This is a genomic window from Janthinobacterium sp. SUN118 (assembly GCF_030397695.1).
Taxonomy (GTDB): domain Bacteria; phylum Pseudomonadota; class Gammaproteobacteria; order Burkholderiales; family Burkholderiaceae_D; genus Janthinobacterium.
Genome location: NZ_JAPUBV010000001.1, coordinates 758,278 through 779,461 on the forward strand (window position 1 = coordinate 758,278; position 21,184 = coordinate 779,461).

General features: G+C 65.3%; 14 protein-coding genes and 1 tRNA gene. 11 read left to right on the forward strand and 4 right to left on the reverse strand.

Translation table 11 applies throughout. The features are described from left to right. The first annotated feature begins 28 nt into the window (after nt 1-28). Nucleotides 29-418 (forward strand): methylglyoxal synthase, encoded by a 390-nt coding sequence (locus tag O0880_RS03500; RefSeq protein WP_151096861.1) that lies wholly within the window; start codon nt 29-31, stop codon nt 416-418. A 94-nt stretch (nt 419-512) separates the two neighbouring features. Further along, nucleotides 513-1,442, forward strand: coding sequence for a quinone oxidoreductase (locus O0880_RS03505; protein WP_289887282.1), 930 nt, complete (start codon nt 513-515; stop codon nt 1,440-1,442). 189 nt (nt 1,443-1,631) lie between these two features. Here the strand turns inward: O0880_RS03505 and O0880_RS03510 are convergent, their stop codons facing one another. Continuing rightward, a complete protein-coding gene (locus O0880_RS03510; protein WP_071322202.1) occupies nt 1,632-2,261 on the reverse strand; it encodes a DUF4136 domain-containing protein in 630 nt (209 codons plus the stop codon). 250 nt (nt 2,262-2,511) lie between these two features. Here O0880_RS03510 and pepN point away from each other — a divergent pair, with 250 nt between their 5' ends. From pepN to O0880_RS03525, 3 genes are all read left to right on the forward strand, one after another. Next, a complete protein-coding gene (pepN, locus tag O0880_RS03515) occupies nt 2,512-5,166 on the forward strand; it encodes an aminopeptidase N (protein WP_289885097.1) in 2,655 nt (884 codons plus the stop codon). 97 nt (nt 5,167-5,263) lie between these two features. Then, nucleotides 5,264-6,265: a class 1 fructose-bisphosphatase gene (locus O0880_RS03520; RefSeq protein ID WP_071322204.1), complete on the forward strand. Its 1,002-nt coding sequence runs from the start codon at nt 5,264-5,266 to the stop codon at nt 6,263-6,265. Nucleotides 6,266-6,380: 115 nt separating this feature from the next. Next, a tRNA-Thr gene (locus O0880_RS03525) sits at nt 6,381-6,456 on the forward strand. A gap of 95 nt (nt 6,457-6,551) precedes the next feature. Here the strand turns inward: O0880_RS03525 and O0880_RS03530 are convergent. After that, complete coding sequence (locus O0880_RS03530; RefSeq protein ID WP_289885098.1) at nt 6,552-7,952, reverse strand: PLP-dependent aminotransferase family protein; 1,401 nt, start codon at nt 7,950-7,952, stop codon at nt 6,552-6,554. Nucleotides 7,953-8,530: 578 nt separating this feature from the next. Between O0880_RS03530 and O0880_RS03535 the strand changes: the two genes are divergently transcribed. The 6 genes from O0880_RS03535 to O0880_RS03560 all read left to right on the forward strand — a co-directional run bounded on the left by O0880_RS03535 (nt 8,531) and on the right by O0880_RS03560 (nt 16,920). Beyond that, nucleotides 8,531-8,884: a hypothetical protein gene (locus tag O0880_RS03535; protein WP_071322206.1), complete on the forward strand. Its 354-nt coding sequence runs from the start codon at nt 8,531-8,533 to the stop codon at nt 8,882-8,884. A 247-nt stretch (nt 8,885-9,131) separates the two neighbouring features. Next, complete coding sequence (locus O0880_RS03540; RefSeq protein ID WP_289885100.1) at nt 9,132-11,543, forward strand: catalase; 2,412 nt, start codon at nt 9,132-9,134, stop codon at nt 11,541-11,543. A gap of 220 nt (nt 11,544-11,763) precedes the next feature. Further along, entirely contained in the window at nt 11,764-13,458 is a 1,695-nt protein-coding gene (locus O0880_RS03545; RefSeq protein ID WP_289885103.1) for an MFS transporter, read from the forward strand. After that, the gene (locus tag O0880_RS03550) at nt 13,445-14,671 is read left to right on the forward strand and encodes an HlyD family secretion protein (protein WP_289885105.1); all 1,227 of its coding nucleotides are present in this window, start codon (nt 13,445-13,447) and stop codon (nt 14,669-14,671) included. Before O0880_RS03545 ends, O0880_RS03550 begins: the two co-directional genes overlap by 14 nt. Next, nucleotides 14,668-16,074 (forward strand): efflux transporter outer membrane subunit, encoded by a 1,407-nt coding sequence (locus tag O0880_RS03555; protein ID WP_289885106.1) that lies wholly within the window; start codon nt 14,668-14,670, stop codon nt 16,072-16,074. Before O0880_RS03550 ends, O0880_RS03555 begins: the two co-directional genes overlap by 4 nt. A 207-nt stretch (nt 16,075-16,281) precedes the next feature. Continuing rightward, nucleotides 16,282-16,920, forward strand: coding sequence for a hypothetical protein (locus tag O0880_RS03560; protein ID WP_335589258.1), 639 nt, complete (start codon nt 16,282-16,284; stop codon nt 16,918-16,920). A gap of 30 nt (nt 16,921-16,950) precedes the next feature. Here the strand turns inward: O0880_RS03560 and O0880_RS03565 are convergent, their stop codons facing one another. Both O0880_RS03565 and O0880_RS03570 read right to left on the reverse strand, forming a co-directional pair. Then, nucleotides 16,951-17,934 carry a hypothetical protein gene (locus O0880_RS03565; protein ID WP_289885108.1) on the reverse strand — a complete coding sequence of 328 codons (984 nt, stop codon included), beginning with the start codon at nt 17,932-17,934 and terminating at the stop codon, nt 16,951-16,953. A 131-nt stretch (nt 17,935-18,065) separates the two neighbouring features. Continuing rightward, a complete protein-coding gene (locus O0880_RS03570) occupies nt 18,066-21,182 on the reverse strand; it encodes an efflux RND transporter permease subunit (protein ID WP_071322213.1) in 3,117 nt (1,038 codons plus the stop codon). Between the last annotated feature and the right edge of the window lie 2 nt (nt 21,183-21,184).

Here is a 21,184-nt window from a genome sequence, read left to right on the forward strand (position 1 = left end):
TCCTCCACCCACTGAAAACGTCCTCACCATGAAAACACGCATCGCCCTGATTGCCCACGACAAGAAAAAAGATGACATGATTACCCTGGCGGGCGAATACCTGGACTTTTTGAAAGGCTGCGAACTGTCGGCCACGGGCACCACGGGCGGCCGCCTGATCAACGAGCTGGGCCTGGCGGTCGAGCGCAAGCACTCGGGGCCGTTCGGCGGCGACTTGCAGATCGGCTCGCTGCTGGTGGAGGGCTTGATCGATTGCGTGATCTTCCTGCGCGACCCGATGACGCCGCAGCCGCACGAGCCGGACATCAACGCCCTGGTGCGCGCCTGCGACGTGCACAACGTGGCGTGCGCGACGAATCTGTCGTCGGCGCACCTGGTGCTGTCGCAGCTGCAGGCGCGGGCCGGCGCGGCAGCCTGACGTTTTCCCCATTCTTCTTTCCAAGGAGCATATTGTGAGCGCAACGATTACCACCAAGGCCATCCGCGTACAGCGCGTGGGCGGTCCGGAAGTGATGGAATATGTGGATGTGGAGCTGCCGCCGCCCGGTCCGGGCGAGGCGCGCGTCAAGCACGAAGCCATCGGCCTCAATTTCATCGATGTGTATTTCCGCACGGGCCTGTACCCGCAGCCGCTGCCCAATGGCCTGGGCGTCGAGGGCGCGGGCATCGTCGAGGCGGTGGGCGAGGGCGTCACGGAAGTGAAGGTCGGCGACCGCGTGGCGTACGCGGCGCGCATCAATGGCGCCTATGCGCAGCAGCGCAACCTGCCGGCGGCTTTGCTGCTGGTGCTGCCCGAGCGCATCGCCTTCGATACGGCGGCGGCCATGATGCTGCAGGGCTTGACGGTGCAATACCTGTTCCACCGCACGGTGGCCCTGAAGGCGGGCGACACGGTGCTGTTCCACGCGGCCGCCGGCGGCGTGGGCCTGATCGCCTGCCAGTGGGCGAAGGTGCTGGGCGTGAACCTGATCGGCACGGCCGGTTCCGATGACAAGGTGGCCCTGGCCAAGGCCCATGGCGCGGCCCACGTCATCAACTACAACACGGAAAACTTCGTCGAGCGCGTGCGCGAGATCACGGGCGGCAAGGGCGTCTCCGTGGTCTACGATTCCATCGGCAAGGACACGTTTACGGGCTCGCTCGACTGCCTGGCGCCGCTGGGCATGATGGTCAGCTTCGGCAATGCTTCCGGCCCCGTGCCGGCGTTTACCCTGTCCGAACTGGCGTCGCGCGGATCGCTGTTCATCACGCGCCCAGCCCTGTTCAGCTATGCCTCGAACCGCACGAACCTGGAAGAGATGGCCGCTTCGCTGTTCGGCGTCGTCAGCAGCGGCGAAGTGAAGATCGAGATTAACCAGCGCTACAGCCTGGCCCATATCGCCCAGGCGCATGCGGACCTGGAGGGGCGCAAGACGACCGGTTCGACCATCATCGTGCCATGAGCGGCGACAGCGGAAACGACGGCGCGCCGAAGTTCGGCCGCCTGCTGATCGTGCTGGTGCTTGCCGTGGCCCTGATCGGCGCCATTACCCTGTCGGCCGAAGCCTACTATTCGTAGGCATGAAAAAACCGGCTTGCGCATTGCTGCACAAGCCGGTTTTTTTGGCGCATCGGATACTGGCCGCGCGCCGTTATTCAACCTTGACTTCGACCTTGCGCGGCACGCCGCTCTGGCCGGGGAAATCGGCAAAGGCGCTGGCCACCATGGCGGGCATCACTTGCGACGTGGCGCGCTTGTTGCTGGTCGATTGCACGGTCACGTCATACAGTTTCTTGCCGGTGCGGTCATTGATCGTCACGCGCAATTCGCGTTCGTATTTATGGCGCACGCTTTCTTCCACTTCCATCGGGCCATACCAGTAGGGGTTATAGCCAAAGCGGCCATAGCCTGGCCATGCGCCGTAGCGGTAGCCGTAGCGGCCGGGCCAGTAGCCGGGGCCATACCAGAATGGGTCGGACGCCTGCAGCACGCGCTCAGGGTAGTCGACCGTCGAAAAATCCATCGACACGCGCAAGTTGGCCGCCGCAGGTCCGGAGGCCTCGCCGAAGCCGTGTTTGGCCAGTTCCGCGCGCACGAGGTTCTGGTAGCTGCGGTATTCCAGCGTGTCGCTTTCCGCCGCTGGCGCCTCGAAGACATACGATTTGTCCTGCAGCTGCGCGGGCCATTCGTGGAAGGCCGTGACGTCGCTGCGTATGGTGGTGGCGCATCCGGTGAGCAACACGGTCAATGCGGCCATCATGATGGTGAGATATCGTTTCATTGCATGATCTCCTTAGTGTTCTTAATGATTAGCTGCAACTCATTGTTGGCAGGCGCAATTCATCGCTTAGTATTATAAGAATAGTTCCATTTGTTTCCATGCATTATTACAGAATGTTACCGAGCATGTCGGCGTGTAAGGGAATCCCACATTCCCTGATATGAATCGCTGCAAATGGCCGGTGAATCGGTCCGTTCCGGGCCTGGTGTTGGTAAAATAGGCTTTTGCCTCCGCTCCCACCCAAATCCCTATGCGCACAGACAGCCCTCAGACGATTTACCGCAAAGATTACACGCCGCCCAGCTTCCTGGTCGACAGCGTCGAACTTGGTTTCGATCTCGATCCCGCCCGCACAGTGGTGGCGAGCCGGATCCGCATGCGCCACAATCCGGCCAGCAGCAGCCGCAGCATCGAATTGCACGGTGAACACATCGAACTGGTGATGGTGCGCCTGAATGGCAAGGTATTGAAGCCGTCGCAGTACAAATTGACGGCCAGCATGCTGACCATCCCGAAGGCACCGGACGAGGTGCTGCTCGATATCGAAACGCTGCTGGCGCCGCAAGACAATACGTCGCTCTCCGGCCTGTATGTGTCGAACCATAATTTCTTCACGCAGTGCGAAGCGGAAGGCTTCCGCCGCATTACCTTCTTCCCGGACCGTCCCGACGTGATGGCCAGGTACACGGTCATGTTGCGCGCCGACAAGGAAAAATATCCGGTGTTGCTGTCGAACGGCAACCTGATCGAAGAGGGCGACCTCGGCGATGGCCGCCATTACGCCAAGTGGGAAGACCCGTTCAAGAAGCCGTCCTACCTGTTCGCGCTGGTGGCGGCGCGCCTGGTGTGCCAGGAGGAACGCTACACCTTGCAGTCCGGCCGCGAAGTGCTGCTGCAGGTGTGGGTGGAAGACGGCAACCTCGACAAGACCGATTACGCCATGCAGTCGCTGAAGAATTCCATCCGCTGGGACGAGGAACGCTTCGGCCTGGAGCTGGATCTGGACCGCTTCATGATCGTTGCCGTGGGCGACTTCAACATGGGCGCCATGGAAAACAAGGGTCTGAACATCTTCAATACCAAATATGTGCTGGCCAATCCGCGCGTGGCGACGGACGTCGACTACGCGGGCATCGAGGCGGTGGTCGGCCATGAATACTTCCATAACTGGACCGGCAACCGCGTCACGTGCCGCGACTGGTTCCAGCTGTCGCTGAAGGAAGGCCTGACGGTGTTCCGCGACCAGGAATTTTCGGCCGACATGATCGGCACGGACACGGGCCGCGCCGTCACGCGCATCGACCAGGTGCGTACCCTGCGCCAGGCGCAGTTCCCTGAAGACGCGGGTCCGATGGCGCATCCCGTGCGTCCCGATTCCTTCGTCGAGATCAATAACTTTTATACGGTCACGATCTACGAAAAAGGCGCCGAAGTGGTGCGCATGTACCAGACCCTCGTGGGCCGCGAGGCTTTTCGCAAGGGCATGGACCTGTACTTTGAACGCCACGATGGCCAGGCCGTGCAGTGCGACGACTTCCGCGCCGCCATGGCGGACGCGAATGGCCGCGATTTCACGCAATTCGAGCGCTGGTACAGCCAGGCCGGCACGCCGGTGCTGAAAGCGTCCACGCGCTACGACGCCGCCAGCCAGACGTTCGAGCTGACCCTGGCGCAAAGCTGCCCCGCCACGCCGGGCCAGCCGAAAAAGCTGCCTTTCCATATTCCCGTCAGCGTCGGCTTGCTGGGCGCGGATGGCCGCGACCTGCCGCTGCATGTGGACGGCGTGGCGTCGGACGGCGCCACCAGCGTCGTGCTGGAACTGACCGAGGCGTCGCAAACCTTCCGCTTCACGAACGTGAAGGAAGTCCCCGTGCCGTCGCTGCTGCGCGATTTTTCCGCGCCCGTGGTGCTGGAGTACGGCTATACCGATGCCGAACTGCTGCACCTGTTCCGCCACGACAGCGACGCCGTCAACCGCTGGGAGGCGGGCCAGCGCCTGGCCATGGAGCGCCTGCTGAAACTCACCGAGGCCGTGGCCGCCGGCGAAACGCTGGCGCTGGACGACACCTTCATCGAAGCGCAGCGCGCCTTGCTGGCCGACGAAACGCTCGATGCCGCCTTCCGCGAACTGGCCCTGATCCTGCCGTCGGAAACCATCATCGCCGAGCGCATGGCGCAAGTCGATCCGCAGGCGATCCACGCGGCGCGCCAGTTCATGCGCCGCACCATCGCCGCGGCCCTGAAGCCCGAATTGCTGGCGCAATATCACGCCAACCAGACGCCGGGCGAATACAGTCCCGACGCCCTGTCGGCCGGCAAGCGCGCGCTGAAGAACCTGGCCCTGTCCTATCTGCTGATCGCCCCGGGCGAAGCGGAACTGGCCCTGGCGCAGCAGCAGTTCGACAGCGCCGGCAACATGACGGACCGCGCCGCCGCCCTGGGTGCCCTGATTCATTCCGGTTCGCCCTCGCATGCGCAGGCGGCGCTGGCCAGTTTCTATGGCGACTTCGAGAGCGAGGCGCTGGTGGTCGACAAATGGTTCGCCATGCAGGCGGCCGCACCATCGACCGACGTGCAGGCCGTGCGCCAGCTGATGACGCATCCGGCTTTCACCTTGAAGAACCCGAACCGCGCGCGCAGCCTGATTTTCAATTTCACCAACGCCAATCCATCGCAGTTCCATGCGGCTGACGGCAGCGGCTACGCCTTCTGGGCCGAGCAGGTCATCGCGCTCGACGCCCTGAATCCGCAGGTGGCCGCGCGCCTGGCGCGCTCGATGGACCGCTGGCGCCGTTACGTGCCGGCCCTGCAAAGCCACATGCGCGACGCGCTGGAAAAGGTGGCGGGCCAGGCCAGCTTGTCGAACGACGTGATGGAAGTCGTGTCCAAGGCATTGGCGAATTAATTTTGGGGGCAGGCCCGCCGGGGCCCGGCGTCCCCGTCTGCCCCCGGCTGTTATCCTGGCTTAAGCAAAGAAATACCATTAAAACAAAAGGGAATTCATGAAACGCATCAGTCTTACGCAATACCTGGTTGAAGAGCAACGCTCGAACAACAGCATTCCGGCCGAACTGCGCCTGCTGATCGAAGTCGTCGCGCGCGCCTGTAAAACCATCAGCCACGCCGTCAGCAAGGGCGCGCTGGGCGAGGTGCTGGGCACGGCCGATACGGAAAACGTGCAGGGCGAAGTGCAGAAAAAGCTCGACATCATCTCCAACGAGATTTTGCTTGAGGCGAATGAGTGGGGCGGCCACCTGGCGGCCATGGCGTCGGAAGAGATGGAGTCGATCCATCCGATTCCGAACCGCTATCCGAAAGGCGAATACATGCTGCTGTTCGACCCATTGGACGGGTCGTCGAACATCGACGTCAACGTCTCGATCGGCACCATCTTCTCCGTGCTGAAGGCGCCGGACGGCATGGGCGAGCCGACGGAGCAGGATTTCATGCAGGCGGGCGCCAAGCAAGTGGCGGCCGGCTACGCCGTGTACGGCCCGCAAACCATGCTGGTGCTGACCTTCGGCAATGGCGTGAACTGCTTCACCCTGGACCGCGAGATGGGTTCGTGGGTGCTCACGCAAAGCAATATGCAGATTCCGCCGACGACCAAGGAATTCGCCATCAACATGTCGAATGCGCGCCACTGGCATCCGCCCGTGAAGCGTTATGTCGACGAACTGCTGGCCGGCGACACGGGCCCGCGCGGCACCAATTTCAACATGCGCTGGATCGCCTCGATGGTGGCCGACGTGCACCGCATCCTGAACCGCGGCGGCATCTTCATGTACCCGGCCGACCTGCGCGACACCTCGATGCCGGGCAAGCTGCGCCTGATGTATGAAGCGAACCCGATGGCCTTCATCGTCGAACAGGCCGGCGGCGCCGCTACCGACGGCCAGCAGCGCATCATGGACATCGCCCCGCACAAGCTGCACCAGCGCGTGCCCGTCTTCCTCGGCTCGAAAGACGAAGTGGCCCGCGTGACGGCTTACCACGCGGAGTAAAAGCCGCACTTTTCCCCGTTTTTTGGCGGCCCGCGGCAGGGGCGCTAAAAAAAATGAAAAAAGATCGCATTGACACTAGCAAATTTTGTGCATTGTTTGTAGAATGTGGGTCTTCGCCGTTGTAGCTCAGTTGGTAGAGCAGCACATTCGTAATGTGAAGGTCGCCAGTTCGATTCCGGCCAACGGCACCAAGTATTCGCAGTAGAAAAAAACCCACCGTGCAAACGGTGGGTTTTTTTTCGCCCGCGTTTCTGTCGCCCGCCTGCGCCGACGGTGCCTTGGCGGGCTAAATCACGAACTCGTGCCGCATGGCCGGCTTGTGCGCCAGCAGCAGCGACAGTTTTTTGAGGGCGTTGGCCAGGCGCGCGCGGTCGCGGATGCTGCCCAGCGAGATGCGGATGGCGTTCGGCGGGCCGTTGTCGTAGAAGGCGTCGGAGGCCGTGACGGCCACGCCCTGGGCGCGGGCCGTGGCGGCCAGTTCGCGCGAGGTCCAGTAGCTGGGCAGCGAAAACCATACGTGGATGCCGTCGCTGCGCGCGTGGCTGCTGCCCGTCAGGATGGTGCGGATTACGTCCTGGCGCGCATCGGCTTCGCTGCGCACGCCGGCCAGCAGGTTGCGCGCAGAGCCGTCGTGTATCCATTGCGTCGCCAGCGCTGTCGTCAATGGCGTGGCCATCAAGCTGAATGAGCGCAGCGCCTGCAGGAAGCGTTCGCGCAGCTGCGCGTCGGGAAGCAGTGCATAGGCCATGCGCAAGCCCGGCGCCAGGCACTTCGACAGGGTGGCGATGTAGGACACGTGGTCCGGCGCGTAAAGGGCCAGCGGCGGCGGCGCGTCGGAGGCCAGCAGCCAGTAGGGGTCGTCCTCGATGATGTGCATGCCGCAGCGCTGCGCCACTTGCGTGATGGCCAGGCGGCGCGCGGCCGGCATGGTGCGTGCCGTGGGGTTTTGCAGGGTGGGGTTCAGGTACACGAGGCGCGCGCGGTGCTTGCGGCAGGCTTTTTCCAGCGCCTCGGGCAGCATGCCGTCCGCATCCGTGTCCACGACGATCACCTTGCGGTTCAGCTGTCCCGCGGCCGAGCGCAGGCCGGGGTACACGGCCGGCTCCGTCAATATCGCGTCGCCGGGACGGCTCAGCGCCAGGATCAGCGCGGCCAGCGCCGCCTGCGCGCCGGGGCACGCCACCACGTGTTCCGCATCGACCTGGCCGAACATGGGGGCCAGCCAGACGGCGCCCGCCGCGCGGTCGGCCTTGCCGCCGCCGCCCAGGTGATAACTCATCAGCAGATCGCTGTCCGTGCGCATCAGCACCTGCGCCACGCCCTGTTTCAGCAGGTCGTCGAAATCCACGCCGACGGGCGGCGGCGGGATGTTCATGCTCAGGTCCAGCATCTGCGTCAATTCCACTTTCGGCGCGGCCACGTAGGTGCCGCGCGCGCCCCGTCCCTCCAGCAGATTCCTGCGCTTGGCCTCGTCGTAGGCGCGCGTCACCGTCGTCAGGTCGACCTGGAACAGCGCTGCCAGGCGGCGCTGCGGCGGCAGGCGGTCGCCGGGGCGCAGGCTGCCGTCGGACAGCGCGCGTTCGAGCATGTCGGCGATCTGCAGGTAGCGCGGGCCGCCGTGCTGCACGAACGGCGTGGTCCACGCGCTGGTTTGACTGTCTTCTTGTATGGATTTCGAATGGGACATTTTTCTATATGCATGGATTTTGCCTGTCGATATTATGCGTAAAAGCCTGGCAAAAATCCATACATTTGTGCGGGATTGGCGTTGTCTGCAGATAAGGACCATGCATAGGCCATCGCTCTTGCCCCACGACGCCTGGCCGCTGCCGGGCGTTTTCCATGCCATATGGCGCCAGGCGTCAGCCGCAGTTGCGGGAAGAAATCGCGCGGCTGCGCCGGCAAGTCAGCAAATTGCGTGTCGATGACGCCATCCGGCAAGACGTGGCATGCCTGCTGGAAAAGCAGGGTGGCCGATGCGCATGCACGGCAGCGTCTATCCCATCTTCACCAGCCTCGCGAGGCCGCTGGAGATGGTTATTTCTGACAGGAATTTAAGTCTGCGCTTCAAGGTGTGGCAGCGCACGGTGGCGCGTGGCCGGCGCGGTTAAGGTGGTGGCAACAGCGTGCTGCTGATGCCGTATTTGATATGGCTCAGTCCGGCAGCGTTTAATCGCTTCTTTTTCTCCGGAAGCGAGGAGAATCATGATTCGGTCACGGTATCGAGCATGGTTGGATTTTATTCATACTTAAAAGGAAACCATCATGAACGCGATTGAAAAAGCCAGCTCCGACCTGAACGGTAACGCCCAGGATACCCGCCAGGATTTGCACCGCAGCATCGACAAGGTGGCAGACCAGGCCCAGCCGTTGATCGACAAGGTGGCCACGCGCGCGCACGACAGCGTGGACCAGGTGGGCGATCGCATCGAGCAGGTCAGCGCCACCGTTGGCAAGGCGTCCGAGCGCCTGAAGGCGCGCGGCAAGCAGCTGGGCGCCGCCTGCCAGCGTGCCGGTGAAACGGGCCGCGGCTATGTGCGCGAACGCCCGGCCGTATCCCTGCTGGTGGCGATGGCGGCCGGTTATGGCCTGTCGAAGCTGCTGGGCTCGCGTAAATAGCGCTTGCCGTTGTTTGACGCATTCTTGCTGAGTATTTGTCGTGGGCGCTGGCCCGTTTCGCCACTGTGGCGGACTGGGCCAGCGCCCACGCGCACAAGGTTGTACGGAGCGTGGACAGGCGCTCCAGGTGCTTGTTCGGTGTCCCTTTTTCACCATGTTTGATTGCCCCTGTACGCGCGCTGGCTCGTGCCTTCCTTGACTGCCTTGCAGCGTGATGTTCGTGGGCAAGATACTCACAGGAGATGTCATGGCTAGCAATAAGAAATCGCCATCCACGGATGGCGCCGGTTCCGTATTGAGCAGCATGTCGGGGCCGTCCGAAATCGATCCACCACTGAGCCTGGGCAGCAGCAACCCCATCGCGCAGGCATTGCTGAACAAGGCTGGCGCCGGGCAGGCCCTGTCCGCCGCCATGCCCGACAATCCCAACGTGCTGGGCCAGTACGGCGCGGCGGCGCATGCGCCGGAGGAGGGCGTGCACGTCGCGGTTGAGGAGCCGCTGGCCACGGCCAGCACCACGGGCGAGACGACACCGTCGCCGAAGGTGGGCGACGGCTTGCCGGAACTGGGCGCGAATGCGCAGAATGCGGCGCTGGACCGCGCCCGCGCCGACGACAGCGGCTGCGTGCTGACGACGAACCAGGGCGTGCCCGTGGGCGACAACCAGAATTCGCTGAAGGCGGGCTTGCGCGGCCCCACCCTGATGGAAGATTTCATCCTGCGCGAAAAGCTCACGCATTTCGACCATGAGCGCATCCCCGAACGCGTCGTGCATGCGCGCGGTTCGGCCGCCCATGGCTACTTCGAATGCTACAAGGAACAAGGCAAGCTGACGCGCGCCACGCCGTTCGCCAAGGCCGGCAAGCGCACGCCCGTTTTCGTGCGGTTTTCCACGGTGGCCGGCGAGCGCGGTTCGACCGACACGGCGCGCGACGTGCGCGGCTTCGCCGTGAAGTTTTATACGGACGAGGGCAACTGGGATTTGGTCGGCAACAACATTCCCGTCTTCTTCATCCAGGATGCGATGAAATTCCCCGACCTCGTGCACGCCGTCAAGCCCGAGCCGCACAACGGCATCCCGCAGGCGGCCAGCGCGCACGACACGTTCTGGGATTTCGCCTCGCTGTCGCCGGAAATCACGCACATGCTGATGTGGGTCATGTCCGACCGCGCCATCCCGCGCAGCTTCCGCATGATGCAGGGTTTTGGCGTGCATACGTTTCGCCTGGTCAATGCCAAGGGCCAGTCCGTTTTCTGTAAATTCCACTGGTCGCCCATGGCCGGCACGCATTCGCTCGTGTGGGATGAGGCTGTCAAGCTCAGCGGCGCCGATTCGGACTTCCACCGGCGCGACCTGTGGGAAGCCATCGAGTGCGGCGAATACCCCGAATATGAACTGTCCTTCCAGGTCTTCACGGAAGCGCAGGCCGAAGCATTCCCCTTCGACGTGCTCGACCCGACCAAGCTGATTCCCGAAGAGCTGGTGCCGTTGATCCCGGTGGGGAAAATGGTCTTGAACCGCAACCCCGATAATTTCTTTGCCGAGACGGAGCAGGTGGCCTTCTGCACGGCGCACATCGTGCCCGGCATCGATTTTTCCAACGACCCGCTGCTGCAGGGGCGCATCCATTCGTACGTCGATACGCAGCTGACGCGCCTGGGCGGCGCCAACTTCCATGAGCTCCCCATCAATGCGCCGCTGGCGTCCGTGCACAACAACCAGCGCGACGGCATCCACCGCCAGGCCATCAACCGCGGGCGGGTGGCGTACGAGCCCAATTCGCTGGCCGGCGGCTGTCCGTTCCAGGCCGGCAGCAAGGGCTTCAACAGCTTTCCCGCCGCGACCGAGGGCGACAAGGTGCGCGGCAAGCCCGAGAAATTCGCCGAGCATTACGCGCAGGGACGGCTGTTCTGGATCAGCCAGACGGCCGTCGAGCAAGACCATATCGTGCACGCGTTCCGCTTCGAACTGAGCAAGGTGCAGACGGTGGCCATCCGCCAGCGCGTGGTGAGCATGCTGCGCAATGTCGACGAGACCCTGGCGCAGCGCCTGGCCGATGCGCTGGGCCTGGCGCTGCCGCCGGTCATGCCGCGCGCCTCGATGCAGCCGATGCCCACGTATCCGCCGTCGCCGGCGCTGTCGCTGACGTTCCGCCCCGGCAAGACGGGTATCCACACGCTGCGCGTGGCCATCCTGGTCGGGCCGGGCAGCGATGGCGCGCAGGTGCGCAGCATCTATGCCGCGCTGCTGGCCGATGGCGCCGTGCCGCGCCTGGTGGGCAGCCAGCTGGGCCGTGTCGACACGAGCAGCGCCGCGCCGCTGGCCGTCGAGATTTCGCTCGAGGCGGGACCGTCCGTGCTCTTCGACGCCGTCGTGGTGCCTGACGGCCAGGGCGCCGTGCAGCAGCTGGGCGGCGACGCCAACGCGCTCGACTTCCTGCGCCTGCAATACCGCCACTGCAAGCCGCTCCTGGCTATCGGCGCAGGCAGGGGCTTGCTGGACAAGGCTGGCGTGCCGACCACCTTGCCCGATGGCAAGCCCGACCCGGCCATCATCGTCGTGCCTTCGGGCGACGTGGTGAAAGCAGTGGCGGGCTTCAAGAAGGCGCTGGCAGCGCACCGGGCGTTTGCGCGCGAGACGGACCCGCCGCAGGTGTAAGGGCGGGCCAGGTCGGGCGCAGGGCGGGGTGGGCCAGCCAGGTCCGCTCCTGCCGGTGCACCGCATCGCAGCCTGATTTTTCTTCTTGGCAACACCCGCGATCAATTTAACCAGGCAAAACGGCCTGCGGTGATATGCTGCTGACTGGAACTGCTCATTTGCAACTGTTTGCATAACAACAGCATTGAGTCGTTCCCGCAAACCTGATCGCGATTACCGCATGGACAAGTACACACCTCGGACCTGGGGGCCGGGCGAACGCCCGACCTTGCCCGGGTCGCCATCGATGCCCGAACACCCGACGCCCAAGCGCGTCGCGTATTTCATCGTCGGCCTGATCGTCGCGCTGACGGGGGGACTCGGCAACGGCCTCGTGACGGCCAACCTGCTCAACCTGCAGGGTTCGCTGGGCGCCTATGCCTACCAGATGCAGTGGCTGCCGGCCGCCTACGTGATGACCATCGTCTCCATGAATCTGCTGCTGGTGAAATTCCGCCAGCAATTCGGCCTGCGCCTGTTCACCGAATTCTTCCTCGTGCTGTATGCGCTCGTCACGTTCGCCCACCTGTATGCGAACAGCCTGTCGTCGGCCATCGCCGTGCGGGCCGCGCATGGCATGGTGGGCGGCGCCCTGGGAGTGCTGGGCCTGTACTACACCTTGCAGGCGTTTCCCGCCAGGCACCGGCTGAAGGGCGTCGTGCTGGGCCTGGGCTTTGCGCAGCTGGCGCTGCCGCTGGCGCGCATCTTTACTTCCGAGCTGCTGCAGATCGGCGAGTGGCATGGCCTGTACCTGTTCGAGCTGGGGCTGGCCCTGCTGGCGCTGGGCTGCGTGCTGGCCCTCAAATTGCCGCCCGGCGACCGCATGCAGACCTTCGAACCGCTCGACTTCCTCACCTTCATCCTGTTCGCGCCCGGCATGGCCCTGCTGTGCGCCGTGCTGGCGCAGGGACGCACGGCCTGGTGGATGGAGGCCGAGTGGGTAGGCGTGTGTTTGGCGTGCTCCATCGTGCTGATCGCCGCGTCGCTGGCCATCGAGCATAACCGCGCGCGCCCGCTGCTCAATACGCGCTGGCTCACCACGGGCAAGATCGCCAAGCTGTTTTTATCGGTGCTGCTGTTTCGTATCGTGCTGTCCGAATCGACGGGTGCCGTCGGTTTCCTGCAGGCGCTGGGCCTGAACACGGACCAGATGCAGAACCTGTTCGTCGTCGTGCTGCTGGGCAGCGTGGCGGGCCTGGTGGTCAGCGCGCTGACGATCAATCCGGCGACCCTGAACCGCTCGCTGATGTTCGCCCTGCTGCTGATCGCCGCTGGTGCCCTGATCGACGCGCATGCGACCAGCCAGACGCGGCCCGTCAACATGTACCTGAGCCAGTTCCTGCTGGCCTTTGGCGGCACGTATTTCCTCGGTCCCACCATGGTGGCCGGCATGGGGGCCGTGATCGCCGAACCGCGCAACCTGGTGAGTTTTTCCGTGATGTTTACCATGACGCAGAACCTGGGCGGCTTGCTCGGTTCGGCCATCGTCGGCACCATCCAGACGGCGCGCGAAAAATACCATTCCAGCTACCTGGTCGAACACCTGACCATGCTCGACCCGCAGGTGGCCGCGCGCGTGCAGTCGGGCGCGGCCAGCTACGGCGGCGTATTGGCCGATCCCGCCCTGCGCAGCGCCCAGGGCGTGGCGCGGCTCGGCGCCATCGCCACGCGCGAAGCCAATGTGCTGGCCTATAACGATGTTTTTTTGATGATCGCCGGCGTCGCCATCGCCACCCTGGTCTGGATGCTGGTCAGCCAGTTCTGGACCCGCATCACCATCGGCGCGCGGCGCCTGGTGGGGCCGGTGCGCGACGCGCAAACGGCCATGGCCATCGTCCCCATTACCAATTCGGAACCGAGCAATGACAGAAAATAAGAATCCGCCGCCCGCCGCCACACCGGCGTCGCCCGCCGCCACATCGGCGTCGCCCGCCGCCACGCCCGCGCCTGCGGCCAGCGCCCCTTCCGCGGCGCAGCCGGACCGGCGCCACCAGTGGCTGTCCGCGCTGGCCTTTGCCGCCGTGGCCCTGGTGGGCGTGTTGATCGTGCTGTATGCGTGGCGCCTGCCGCCGTTTACCAGTCCCATCGTGACGACGGAAAACGCCACCGTGCGCGGGCAGGTGACGATCATCGGCACGCAGCTGTCCGGCTACGTGGTGGACGTGACGGTGCAGGATTTCATGGATGTGAAGGAAGGCCAGCTGCTGGTGCGCATCGACGACCGCATCTACCAGCAGCGCTACGAGCAGGCGCAGGCCCAACTGGCCGCGCAGCAGGCGGCGCTGTCGAACTGGGCGCAGCAGAAGGCCAGCGCGCAGGCGGGCATTGCCGTCAGCCAGGCGGCGCTGGCGAATGCGGAAGCGCAGGCGCGCAAGGCCAGCGCCGACCTGGGCCGCGTCGAGCAGCTGGTGGCGGACGGTTCGCTGTCGCAGCGCGAGCACGACCAGTCACGCGCGGCGCAGGCGCAGATGGCGGCCGCGCTGGCGCAGGCCAGGGCCAATCTCGACATCGCCCAGCAAAGCGTGCATAGCGTGGTGGTCAACAAGCAGGCGCTGGAAGCGGCCGTGGCGAATGCGCAGGCGGCCGTCAAGGCGGCGAAGATCGACCTCGATAACACGCGCATCGTGGCGCCATCCGATGGCCAGCTGGGCCAGGTGACGGTGCGCCAGGGCGCGTACGTGAATTCGGGTGCGCAGCTGATGGCGCTGGTGCCGCGCCAGATGTGGGTGATCGCCAATTTCAAGGAAACGCAGATGAACGGCGTGCAGGAAGGGCAGAGCGCCACTTTCCACGTCGACGCCCTCGATGGCGCCGTGCTGACGGGACAGGTGGAGCGCATCTCGCCGGCCACGGGCTCGGAGTTTTCCGTGCTGCCGGCCGATAACGCGACGGGCAATTACCTCAAAATTGCCCAGCGCATTCCCGTGCGCATCCGCATCGATCCGGGCCAGGCGAATGCGCGCCGCCTGGTGCCCGGCATGTCGGTGGTGGTCAGCGTCGATACTTCCGCCGTGCTGAACGACTCGGCGGAAAACCCGGCGCCGCCGCCAGCAGCGCCGAAAAAGGCGCCGGCGAAAGCCAAGCCATGAAACGCCGCCATGCAATCGTGGCCGGCGTGCTGGCGCTGGCCGGCTGCGCCGCCAAGGCGCCGCCGCAGCCCCCATCGACCCTGCAGCTGCCATCCGGCTGGCGCGCGCAGGCCGCCGGTGCGCCGGTGCCCATTGCCACCTCTGATGGTGCGCATGTCGAGCTGCTGTGGTGGCACGCCTTTGGCGACCCGGTGCTGAGCAACCTGGTCGGCGAGGCGCTGGCGCGCAACGGCGACTTGCGCGTGGCGCGGGCCCGCGTGCAGGAGTACCGCGCGCGCCTGGCGCAGGCCGATGCGAACCGCGCGCCCAGCCTGGTCTTCGACGGCTCGCCCACGCGCACGCGCACGCTGGCCTACAACGGCGTGCCCTACGTGACGAATGTCTTCCAGGCCGAGCTGCAGGCCAGCTATGAAATCGATGTGTGGGGTCGGCTGGGCAATCTGAGCGACGCGGCCGCCGAGAGCTACCGCGCCGAGCAGGCCAGCCTCGATGCGGCGGCCCTGTCGATCGCCGCGAGCGTGGCCACCGCCTACCTGAATTTGCGGGGACTCGACGCGCAGCTGGCGCTGACGCAATCGACCCTGCAGCTGCGCGAACAGTCGCGCGAACTGGCGCGCAAGCAGTTCGAGGTTGGCTACAGCTCGCGCCTGGAATGGCTGCAGGCGCAATCGGAATACCATGCGGCGGCCGAGCAGGTGCCGCAGCTGCAGCGGCAGATCTTCGAGCAGGAAAACGCGCTGGCCATCCTCGTCGGCGGCAATCCCGGCGCCATCGCGCGCGGCCTGCCGCTGGCGCAGCTGAGCGCGCCCGTCGTGCCGGCCGGCCTGCCGTCGGAACTGCTGCGCCGGCGCCCCGACATCGCGCGCGCGGAACACAATCTGGCGGCCGCCAATGCCAGCCTGGCCGCCACGCGCGACCAGCTGCTGCCGTCGTTCAAGCTGACGGCGACAGGCGGCGGGCAAGCCACCACGCTGACCGATTTCCTGCATGCGCCGAAAGCCTTGTGGCGCCTGACGGCGCTGGCGGCCGGCCCGCTGTTCGACGGCGGCCGCGTGCAGGCGCAGACGGATGTGGCGGGCGCCCAGCGCGACCAGCTGGCGTATGCGTATGAAAACGCGGTGAGGAATGCCTTCGCCGAGACGGAGAACAGCCTGGGCGCCATCCACCGCCTGCGGCAGCAAGCCGTGGAAAACGACGCGCGCCGCGCCACGGCGGCTGACACCCTGCGCATCGCGCACAACCGCTACCGCAACGGCTATGCATCGTACCTGGAAGAACTCGACGCCCAGCGTACCCTGTACAGCGCCGACGTCGGGCTGCTGCAGCTGAAGACGCGCATCCTCGTCGCTTCCGTCGACCTGTACCGCGCCATGGGCGGCGGCTGGTCGGCGGGAGAGCCATAACGACGGCGTATCCGGCGCGGAGCATGCCGGCGGCCGGTGTACTATTCTCACCAGGGAAAGCGACGGCATGGTGCCAGCCGCTCCCGTCACGAACGAGGTTGCAGCATGACGATTTTTGGCATAGGCATTCACATATTGATCGCATTGTTTTTTGCGATTCACGTGGTACGCAACGGGCAGCAGCTGTACTGGCTGCTGATTCTTTTCATGTTTCCGCTATTGGGCAGCGTGGTGTATTTCTTCGCCATCTACCTGCCCAATTCGCGCCTGCCGCAAGGCGCGCGCAAGGTCGCCTCGGTGGCCGTCCAGGTACTCGACCCGAACCGCGAACTGCGCGAGGCGCGCGCCGCCTTCGAGTACACGCCGACGGCGCAGAACCAGATGCGCCTGGCCAGCGCGCTGCTGGAAGCGGGCGATGCGCAAGAGGCGGCATCGACTTATGAAGCCTGCCTGCAGGGCGCATTTTCATCGGACCTGGAAATTCGCCTGGGCGCGGCGCGCGCCTATCTGGAATGCGCGCGCGGTGCCGAGGCATTGACGCACCTGGAATTCATCCGTCGCAGCGATATTCATTTCCGTCCCGAGATGGTGGCCCTGCTGACGGCGCGCGCGCTGGCGCAAAGCGGACGTCAGCCGGAAGCCAGGGCGGAGTTCGACGATGCGCTGACCCGCTACGGCAGCTTCGAATGCCGCGCCGAGTATGCAATCTGGGCGCTGCAGCAGGGCGACCAGGTGCTGGCCGAGCGCCTGCTGCTCGATATCGACAGCGCCATGGCCCGCTGGAGCAGCCATACGCGCTCGATGTATGCGCCGCTGCTGGCGCGCCTGGAGGCGGCACGCAAGTAGCGGAAGGTCGGTTGCCGGCTGCGTATTCGCTTACACGCCGGGCACCGTGTTCTTGCCTTCAACCAGCTTGTATCCCTTGCCATCGAAGGCGTAGCGCGCGTGGCCGTTCAGCGGCGTGGCGATGCGCGGCGGGTCCTGGTCCGGCTTGAGCGTGACGCCGGGCTTGATCTTTTCCGACGCACCCGTAAAGTCGATCAGCAAGTCATCGTAGGCGCCGCCGTTGCGCGCGGCGGCGAAGCGCCAGCTGCCTTCGACCATCCAGCACACATCCATGTCCGGCGTGCAGGCGCCCATATTGTCCGAGTACAGGTCGATGCCGCCGTCGAGCGCGGCGACCTTGCCGTCGCCGATTTCAAACAGGGCCAGCTGCGTGATCGTGTAGCCCTGGCCCGTATAGCCGTGGCGGATCGCCAGTCCCGGCTTGTGCGCGCCCAGCATGACCCAGTGCACTTCGCCCAGCTGCCCGGATGAACCGAGGGCGGCGATGTTTTCCAGGCGCTTGACGACCCGCCATTGGCCGTCGCCGGCCTGGCCCTTGGGCGCGAGGAAAAAGACATTCAGCAGGCCCGACGAGGCATGCGCCGATTCGGCCGTGCCTTCCGTGTTCGCCGTTTCCGCATTCGCCACCAGGATGGCAGTGCCATCGGGCAGCAGCTTGTGGCTGACGGCGCTGACCACATAACTGAGCTTGTCGACATGGTTGTCCGGATCGGACAGGTCGGCCAGCGCATCGTCGCTGTCGTCGCGGTAGTCCTTGCCGAAGACGGCGCGCATCATGCCCGCTTCGCGCTCGCGCGCCTGCGGCGTGTCCATGTCTTCCGTCCTGGGCGCGGTAGCCGATGGCGGCCGCACGGCCTCGGTGGGGGCGGCTTCGTCGACGGCAGCGGCAGGGGCGCTTGCCGTGACGTCGGCCGCCGTGTCGGCCACGGTAGCGCTGGCGGGAGCGGTTTTTTCCGAGCAGGCGCCGAGCAGGGAGCAGATCAATAGCAGGGCCAGCGGGGTGGGGTAATTCATAGGCAGGGCAGATTGCGTTCATTGAGAATGGGCGCAGTATGCCAGATAGATGAAAGCGAGGGAGCGCGGCCTGCCGGCCTGTCCCTCGCTTCCTTGCCCGCAGGGGGCGATTTGGCAAACAATGGTAGTGCTTATTTTTCCAGCGCCACCCTGTCATCGCGCCGCAGCGGCGCCTTGTGGCGGCGCAGTTTGGCCATGCCGCGCTTGAGCAGGTGCTCGAGATCGTCGATGTAGGTGAACACGGCCGGGACCACGAGCAGGCTGAGTAAGGTCGACGTGATCAGGCCGCCGATGACGGTGATGGCCATCGGCGAACGGAAGCTCGGGTCGGCACCCCAGCCCAGCGCCAGCGGCATCATGCCTGCGCCCATGGCAATCGTCGTCATCAGGATGGGCCGGCTGCGCTTGTGGCAGGCGTCGACCAGCGCATCGAAGCGGTTCATGCCCGCCTGGCGCGCGAGGATCGCATAGTCGACCAGCAGGATCGAGTTCTTGGTGACGATCCCCATCAGCATGATCAGGCCGATCATCGATGGCATCGACAGCGCGCTGCCCGTGATCAGCAGCGCCACGAAGGCGCCGCCGATGGACAGCGGCAGCGCCGCCAGGATGGTCACCGGCTGCATGAAGTCCTTGAACAGCAGCACCAGCACGCAGTAGATGCACAGCACGCCGATCAGCATGGCCAGGCCGAAGCTGGCGAACAGCGACGCCATCTCCTGCGCGTCGCCCAGTTCCGCGATCTTCACGGATGGCGGCAGGTTCTTCATCGACGGCAGCGCGCGCGCCTCCTCGTTCAATTCGCCGAGCGTGCGCGAACCGAGTTCCACGTCCAGCGTGACGTTGCGGCTGCGGTTCAGGCGGTCGATCTGCGCCGGGCCGCTTTCCATGCTCACCGTGGCCACGTTCGCCAGGCGCACGGGGCCATTCTTGCCGGGCACCGTCAGACGTTCGATGGCGGCCAGGTCGGCGCGCACGCTGTTGGGCAGCTTGACGCGGATCGGCACCTGCCGTTCCGGCAGGTTCATCTTCGTCAGGTCCGTATCGTAGTCGCCGGCCGTGGCCACGCGCACGGTTTCGCCGATGGCAGCCGCCGTCACGCCCAGGTCGGCCGCCTTGGCGAAATCGGGACGCACGATGATTTCCGGACGCACCAGCGAGGCGCTGGAATTGACGTTGCCGATGCCTTTCAAGCCGCGCAGTTCGCGCTCGACCTTGCGTGCCGCCTCCATCAGCGCCACCGGGTCTTCCGAGCGCAGCACCAGCTGCATTTTCACGCCCGTGTCGGGCGGTCCCACCGTGAAGCGGGCACCGGGAATCGTGTCGAGCTTGTGGCGCAGCTGCGTCTCCAGGCCGGCCATCGATTCCTTGCGCTCCGTCCGGTGCACGGTGGTCAGGGTCAGCACGGCGCGCCGCGCCTCGGCTGCCGCGCCGGGGGCGAAGGCGTCGCCGCTGGAGCCGCCGCCGATCGAGCTGAAGACGCCCTTGATGCCCGGCGTCTGCATCGCCGCGTCGCGCGCCATGGCCGCCACGGCCTGCGTTTCACCCAGGGTGGACCCGGGCGGCAGTTCCAGGTTGATCTGCGTCTGCGCGCGGTCGGCCGCCGGCACGAAGCCCGTTGGCAGCAGCGGCACGAGCATGATGGAGCCGACGAAGAACAGGGCCGAGGCGATGGCCGTGATGCCGCGGTGATGCAGGCACCAGCGCATCACGCGCAGGTAGCGCGTCATCAGCCAGCCATCCTGCTCTTCCTTGTGCGGCAGCGGTTTCAGGATGTACGCGGCCATCATCGGCGTGAGCAGGCGCGCCACCACCAGCGAGGCCAGCACGGCCAGCACGGCGGTCCAGCCGAACTGCTTGAAGAACAGGCCGGGGATGCCGCTCATGAAGGCCGTTGGCAGGAACACGGCCACCAGCGCGAACGTGGTGGCGATCACCGCCATGCCGATTTCATCGGCCGCTTCCATGGCCGCTTCCATGGGCGACTTGCCCATGCGCAGATGGCGTTCGATGTTTTCGATTTCCACGATGGCGTCGTCGACCAGCACGCCGACCACCAGCGCCAGCGACAGCAGGGTGACGGTGTTGAGCGTGTAGCCGAACCAGTAGATGCCGAGAAAGGCGGGCATCACGGACAGGGGCAGGGCGGCCGCGGCCACCAGCGTGGCGCGCCAGTCGCGCAGGAACCACCACACCACCAGCACGGCCAGCAGCGCGCCCTCGTACAGCAACTCCATCGAACCGTCGAAGTTTTCCTCGACGGGGAAGGCGTTGTCGATCGACTGCTGCAGCACCACGTTCGGGTTTTCCTTTTGCAGTTCGGCGATGGCGGCGCGCGCGCCGTTGGCCACGGCCACCTCGCTGGCGCCCTTGGTGCGGAATACCTCGAAGGCGACTACGGTCTTGCCATCCTGCTCGGCCAGCGCGCGCGGCTCGGCCACCGTGTCGCGCACCGTGGCGACCTGGTCGAGGCGCACATGGCGCCCATCCGGCAGCGGCACTTCGACGCGCGCCAGTTCATCGGCCGTTTTCACGGTGGCGATGGTGCGCACCGACTGTTCGGCGCCGCTGACGTCGCCGCGTCCGCCGGGTGCTTCACGCTGCACCAGGCGCAGCTGGCGCGACACGTCCAGCGCCGACACCTTCAGCGCCGCCATGCGCGCTTCATCGAGTTCGACCTGGATTTCGCGGTAGACGCCGCCCACGCGCGTGACGGCGCCCACGCCGGGCACCGTCAAGAGGCGCTTGGCCACCGTATTGTCGACAAACCAGGACAGGTCGGGCGCATCGAGCGGATTGTCGACGCCGGGTTTCGCCGTGGCGATAAAGGTCAGCACCACGCGGCCGGCCGTCGACGCCTTGGTGACGGTGGGGTCGCGCAGTTCGGCCGGCATGTCCGCTTTCACGCGGGCGACGGCGTCGCGCACGTCGTTGACGGCTTCGGCGATCTGCTTTTCCAGGATGAATTCGACGGTCACCGTGACGGTGCCGTCGAGCACCTTGGTGTAGATGTTCTTGATGCCTTGCAGGGTGGCGACGGAATCCTCGATCTTGCGCGCCACTTCCGTTTCCAGCTGGGCCGGCGCGGCGCCTGGCAACACCGCGTTGACGGTGACGATGGGCAGTTCGATATCGGGGAAATCCTGCACCGGATTGGCCTTGTAGGCCAGCAGCCCGGCCAGGGTCAGCAGCGCAAACAGCATGATGGCCGGGATCGGGTTCTTGATCGACAGGGAGGAAAAGTTCATGG

Bases quoted from the DNA above. Each gene is read 5' to 3' on its own strand.
- O0880_RS03500 (WP_151096861.1), top strand. From the start codon at position 29: ATGAAAACACGCATCGCCCTGATTGCCCACGACAAGAAAAAAGATGAC.
- O0880_RS03505 (WP_289887282.1), top strand. From the start codon at position 513: ATGGAATATGTGGATGTGGAGCTGCCGCCGCCCGGTCCGGGCGAGGCG.
- O0880_RS03510 (WP_071322202.1), bottom strand. From the start codon at position 2,261: ATGAAACGATATCTCACCATCATGATGGCCGCATTGACCGTGTTGCTC.
- pepN (WP_289885097.1), top strand. From the start codon at position 2,512: ATGCGCACAGACAGCCCTCAGACGATTTACCGCAAAGATTACACGCCG.
- O0880_RS03520 (WP_071322204.1), top strand. From the start codon at position 5,264: ATGAAACGCATCAGTCTTACGCAATACCTGGTTGAAGAGCAACGCTCG.
- O0880_RS03530 (WP_289885098.1), bottom strand. From the start codon at position 7,952: ATGTCCCATTCGAAATCCATACAAGAAGACAGTCAAACCAGCGCGTGG.
- O0880_RS03535 (WP_071322206.1), top strand. From the start codon at position 8,531: ATGAACGCGATTGAAAAAGCCAGCTCCGACCTGAACGGTAACGCCCAG.
- O0880_RS03540 (WP_289885100.1), top strand. From the start codon at position 9,132: ATGGCTAGCAATAAGAAATCGCCATCCACGGATGGCGCCGGTTCCGTA.
- O0880_RS03545 (WP_289885103.1), top strand. From the start codon at position 11,764: ATGGACAAGTACACACCTCGGACCTGGGGGCCGGGCGAACGCCCGACC.
- O0880_RS03550 (WP_289885105.1), top strand. From the start codon at position 13,445: ATGACAGAAAATAAGAATCCGCCGCCCGCCGCCACACCGGCGTCGCCC.
- O0880_RS03555 (WP_289885106.1), top strand. From the start codon at position 14,668: ATGAAACGCCGCCATGCAATCGTGGCCGGCGTGCTGGCGCTGGCCGGC.
- O0880_RS03560 (WP_335589258.1), top strand. From the start codon at position 16,282: ATGTTTCCGCTATTGGGCAGCGTGGTGTATTTCTTCGCCATCTACCTG.
- O0880_RS03565 (WP_289885108.1), bottom strand. From the start codon at position 17,934: ATGAATTACCCCACCCCGCTGGCCCTGCTATTGATCTGCTCCCTGCTC.
- O0880_RS03570 (WP_071322213.1), bottom strand. From the start codon at position 21,182: ATGAACTTTTCCTCCCTGTCGATCAAGAACCCGATCCCGGCCATCATG.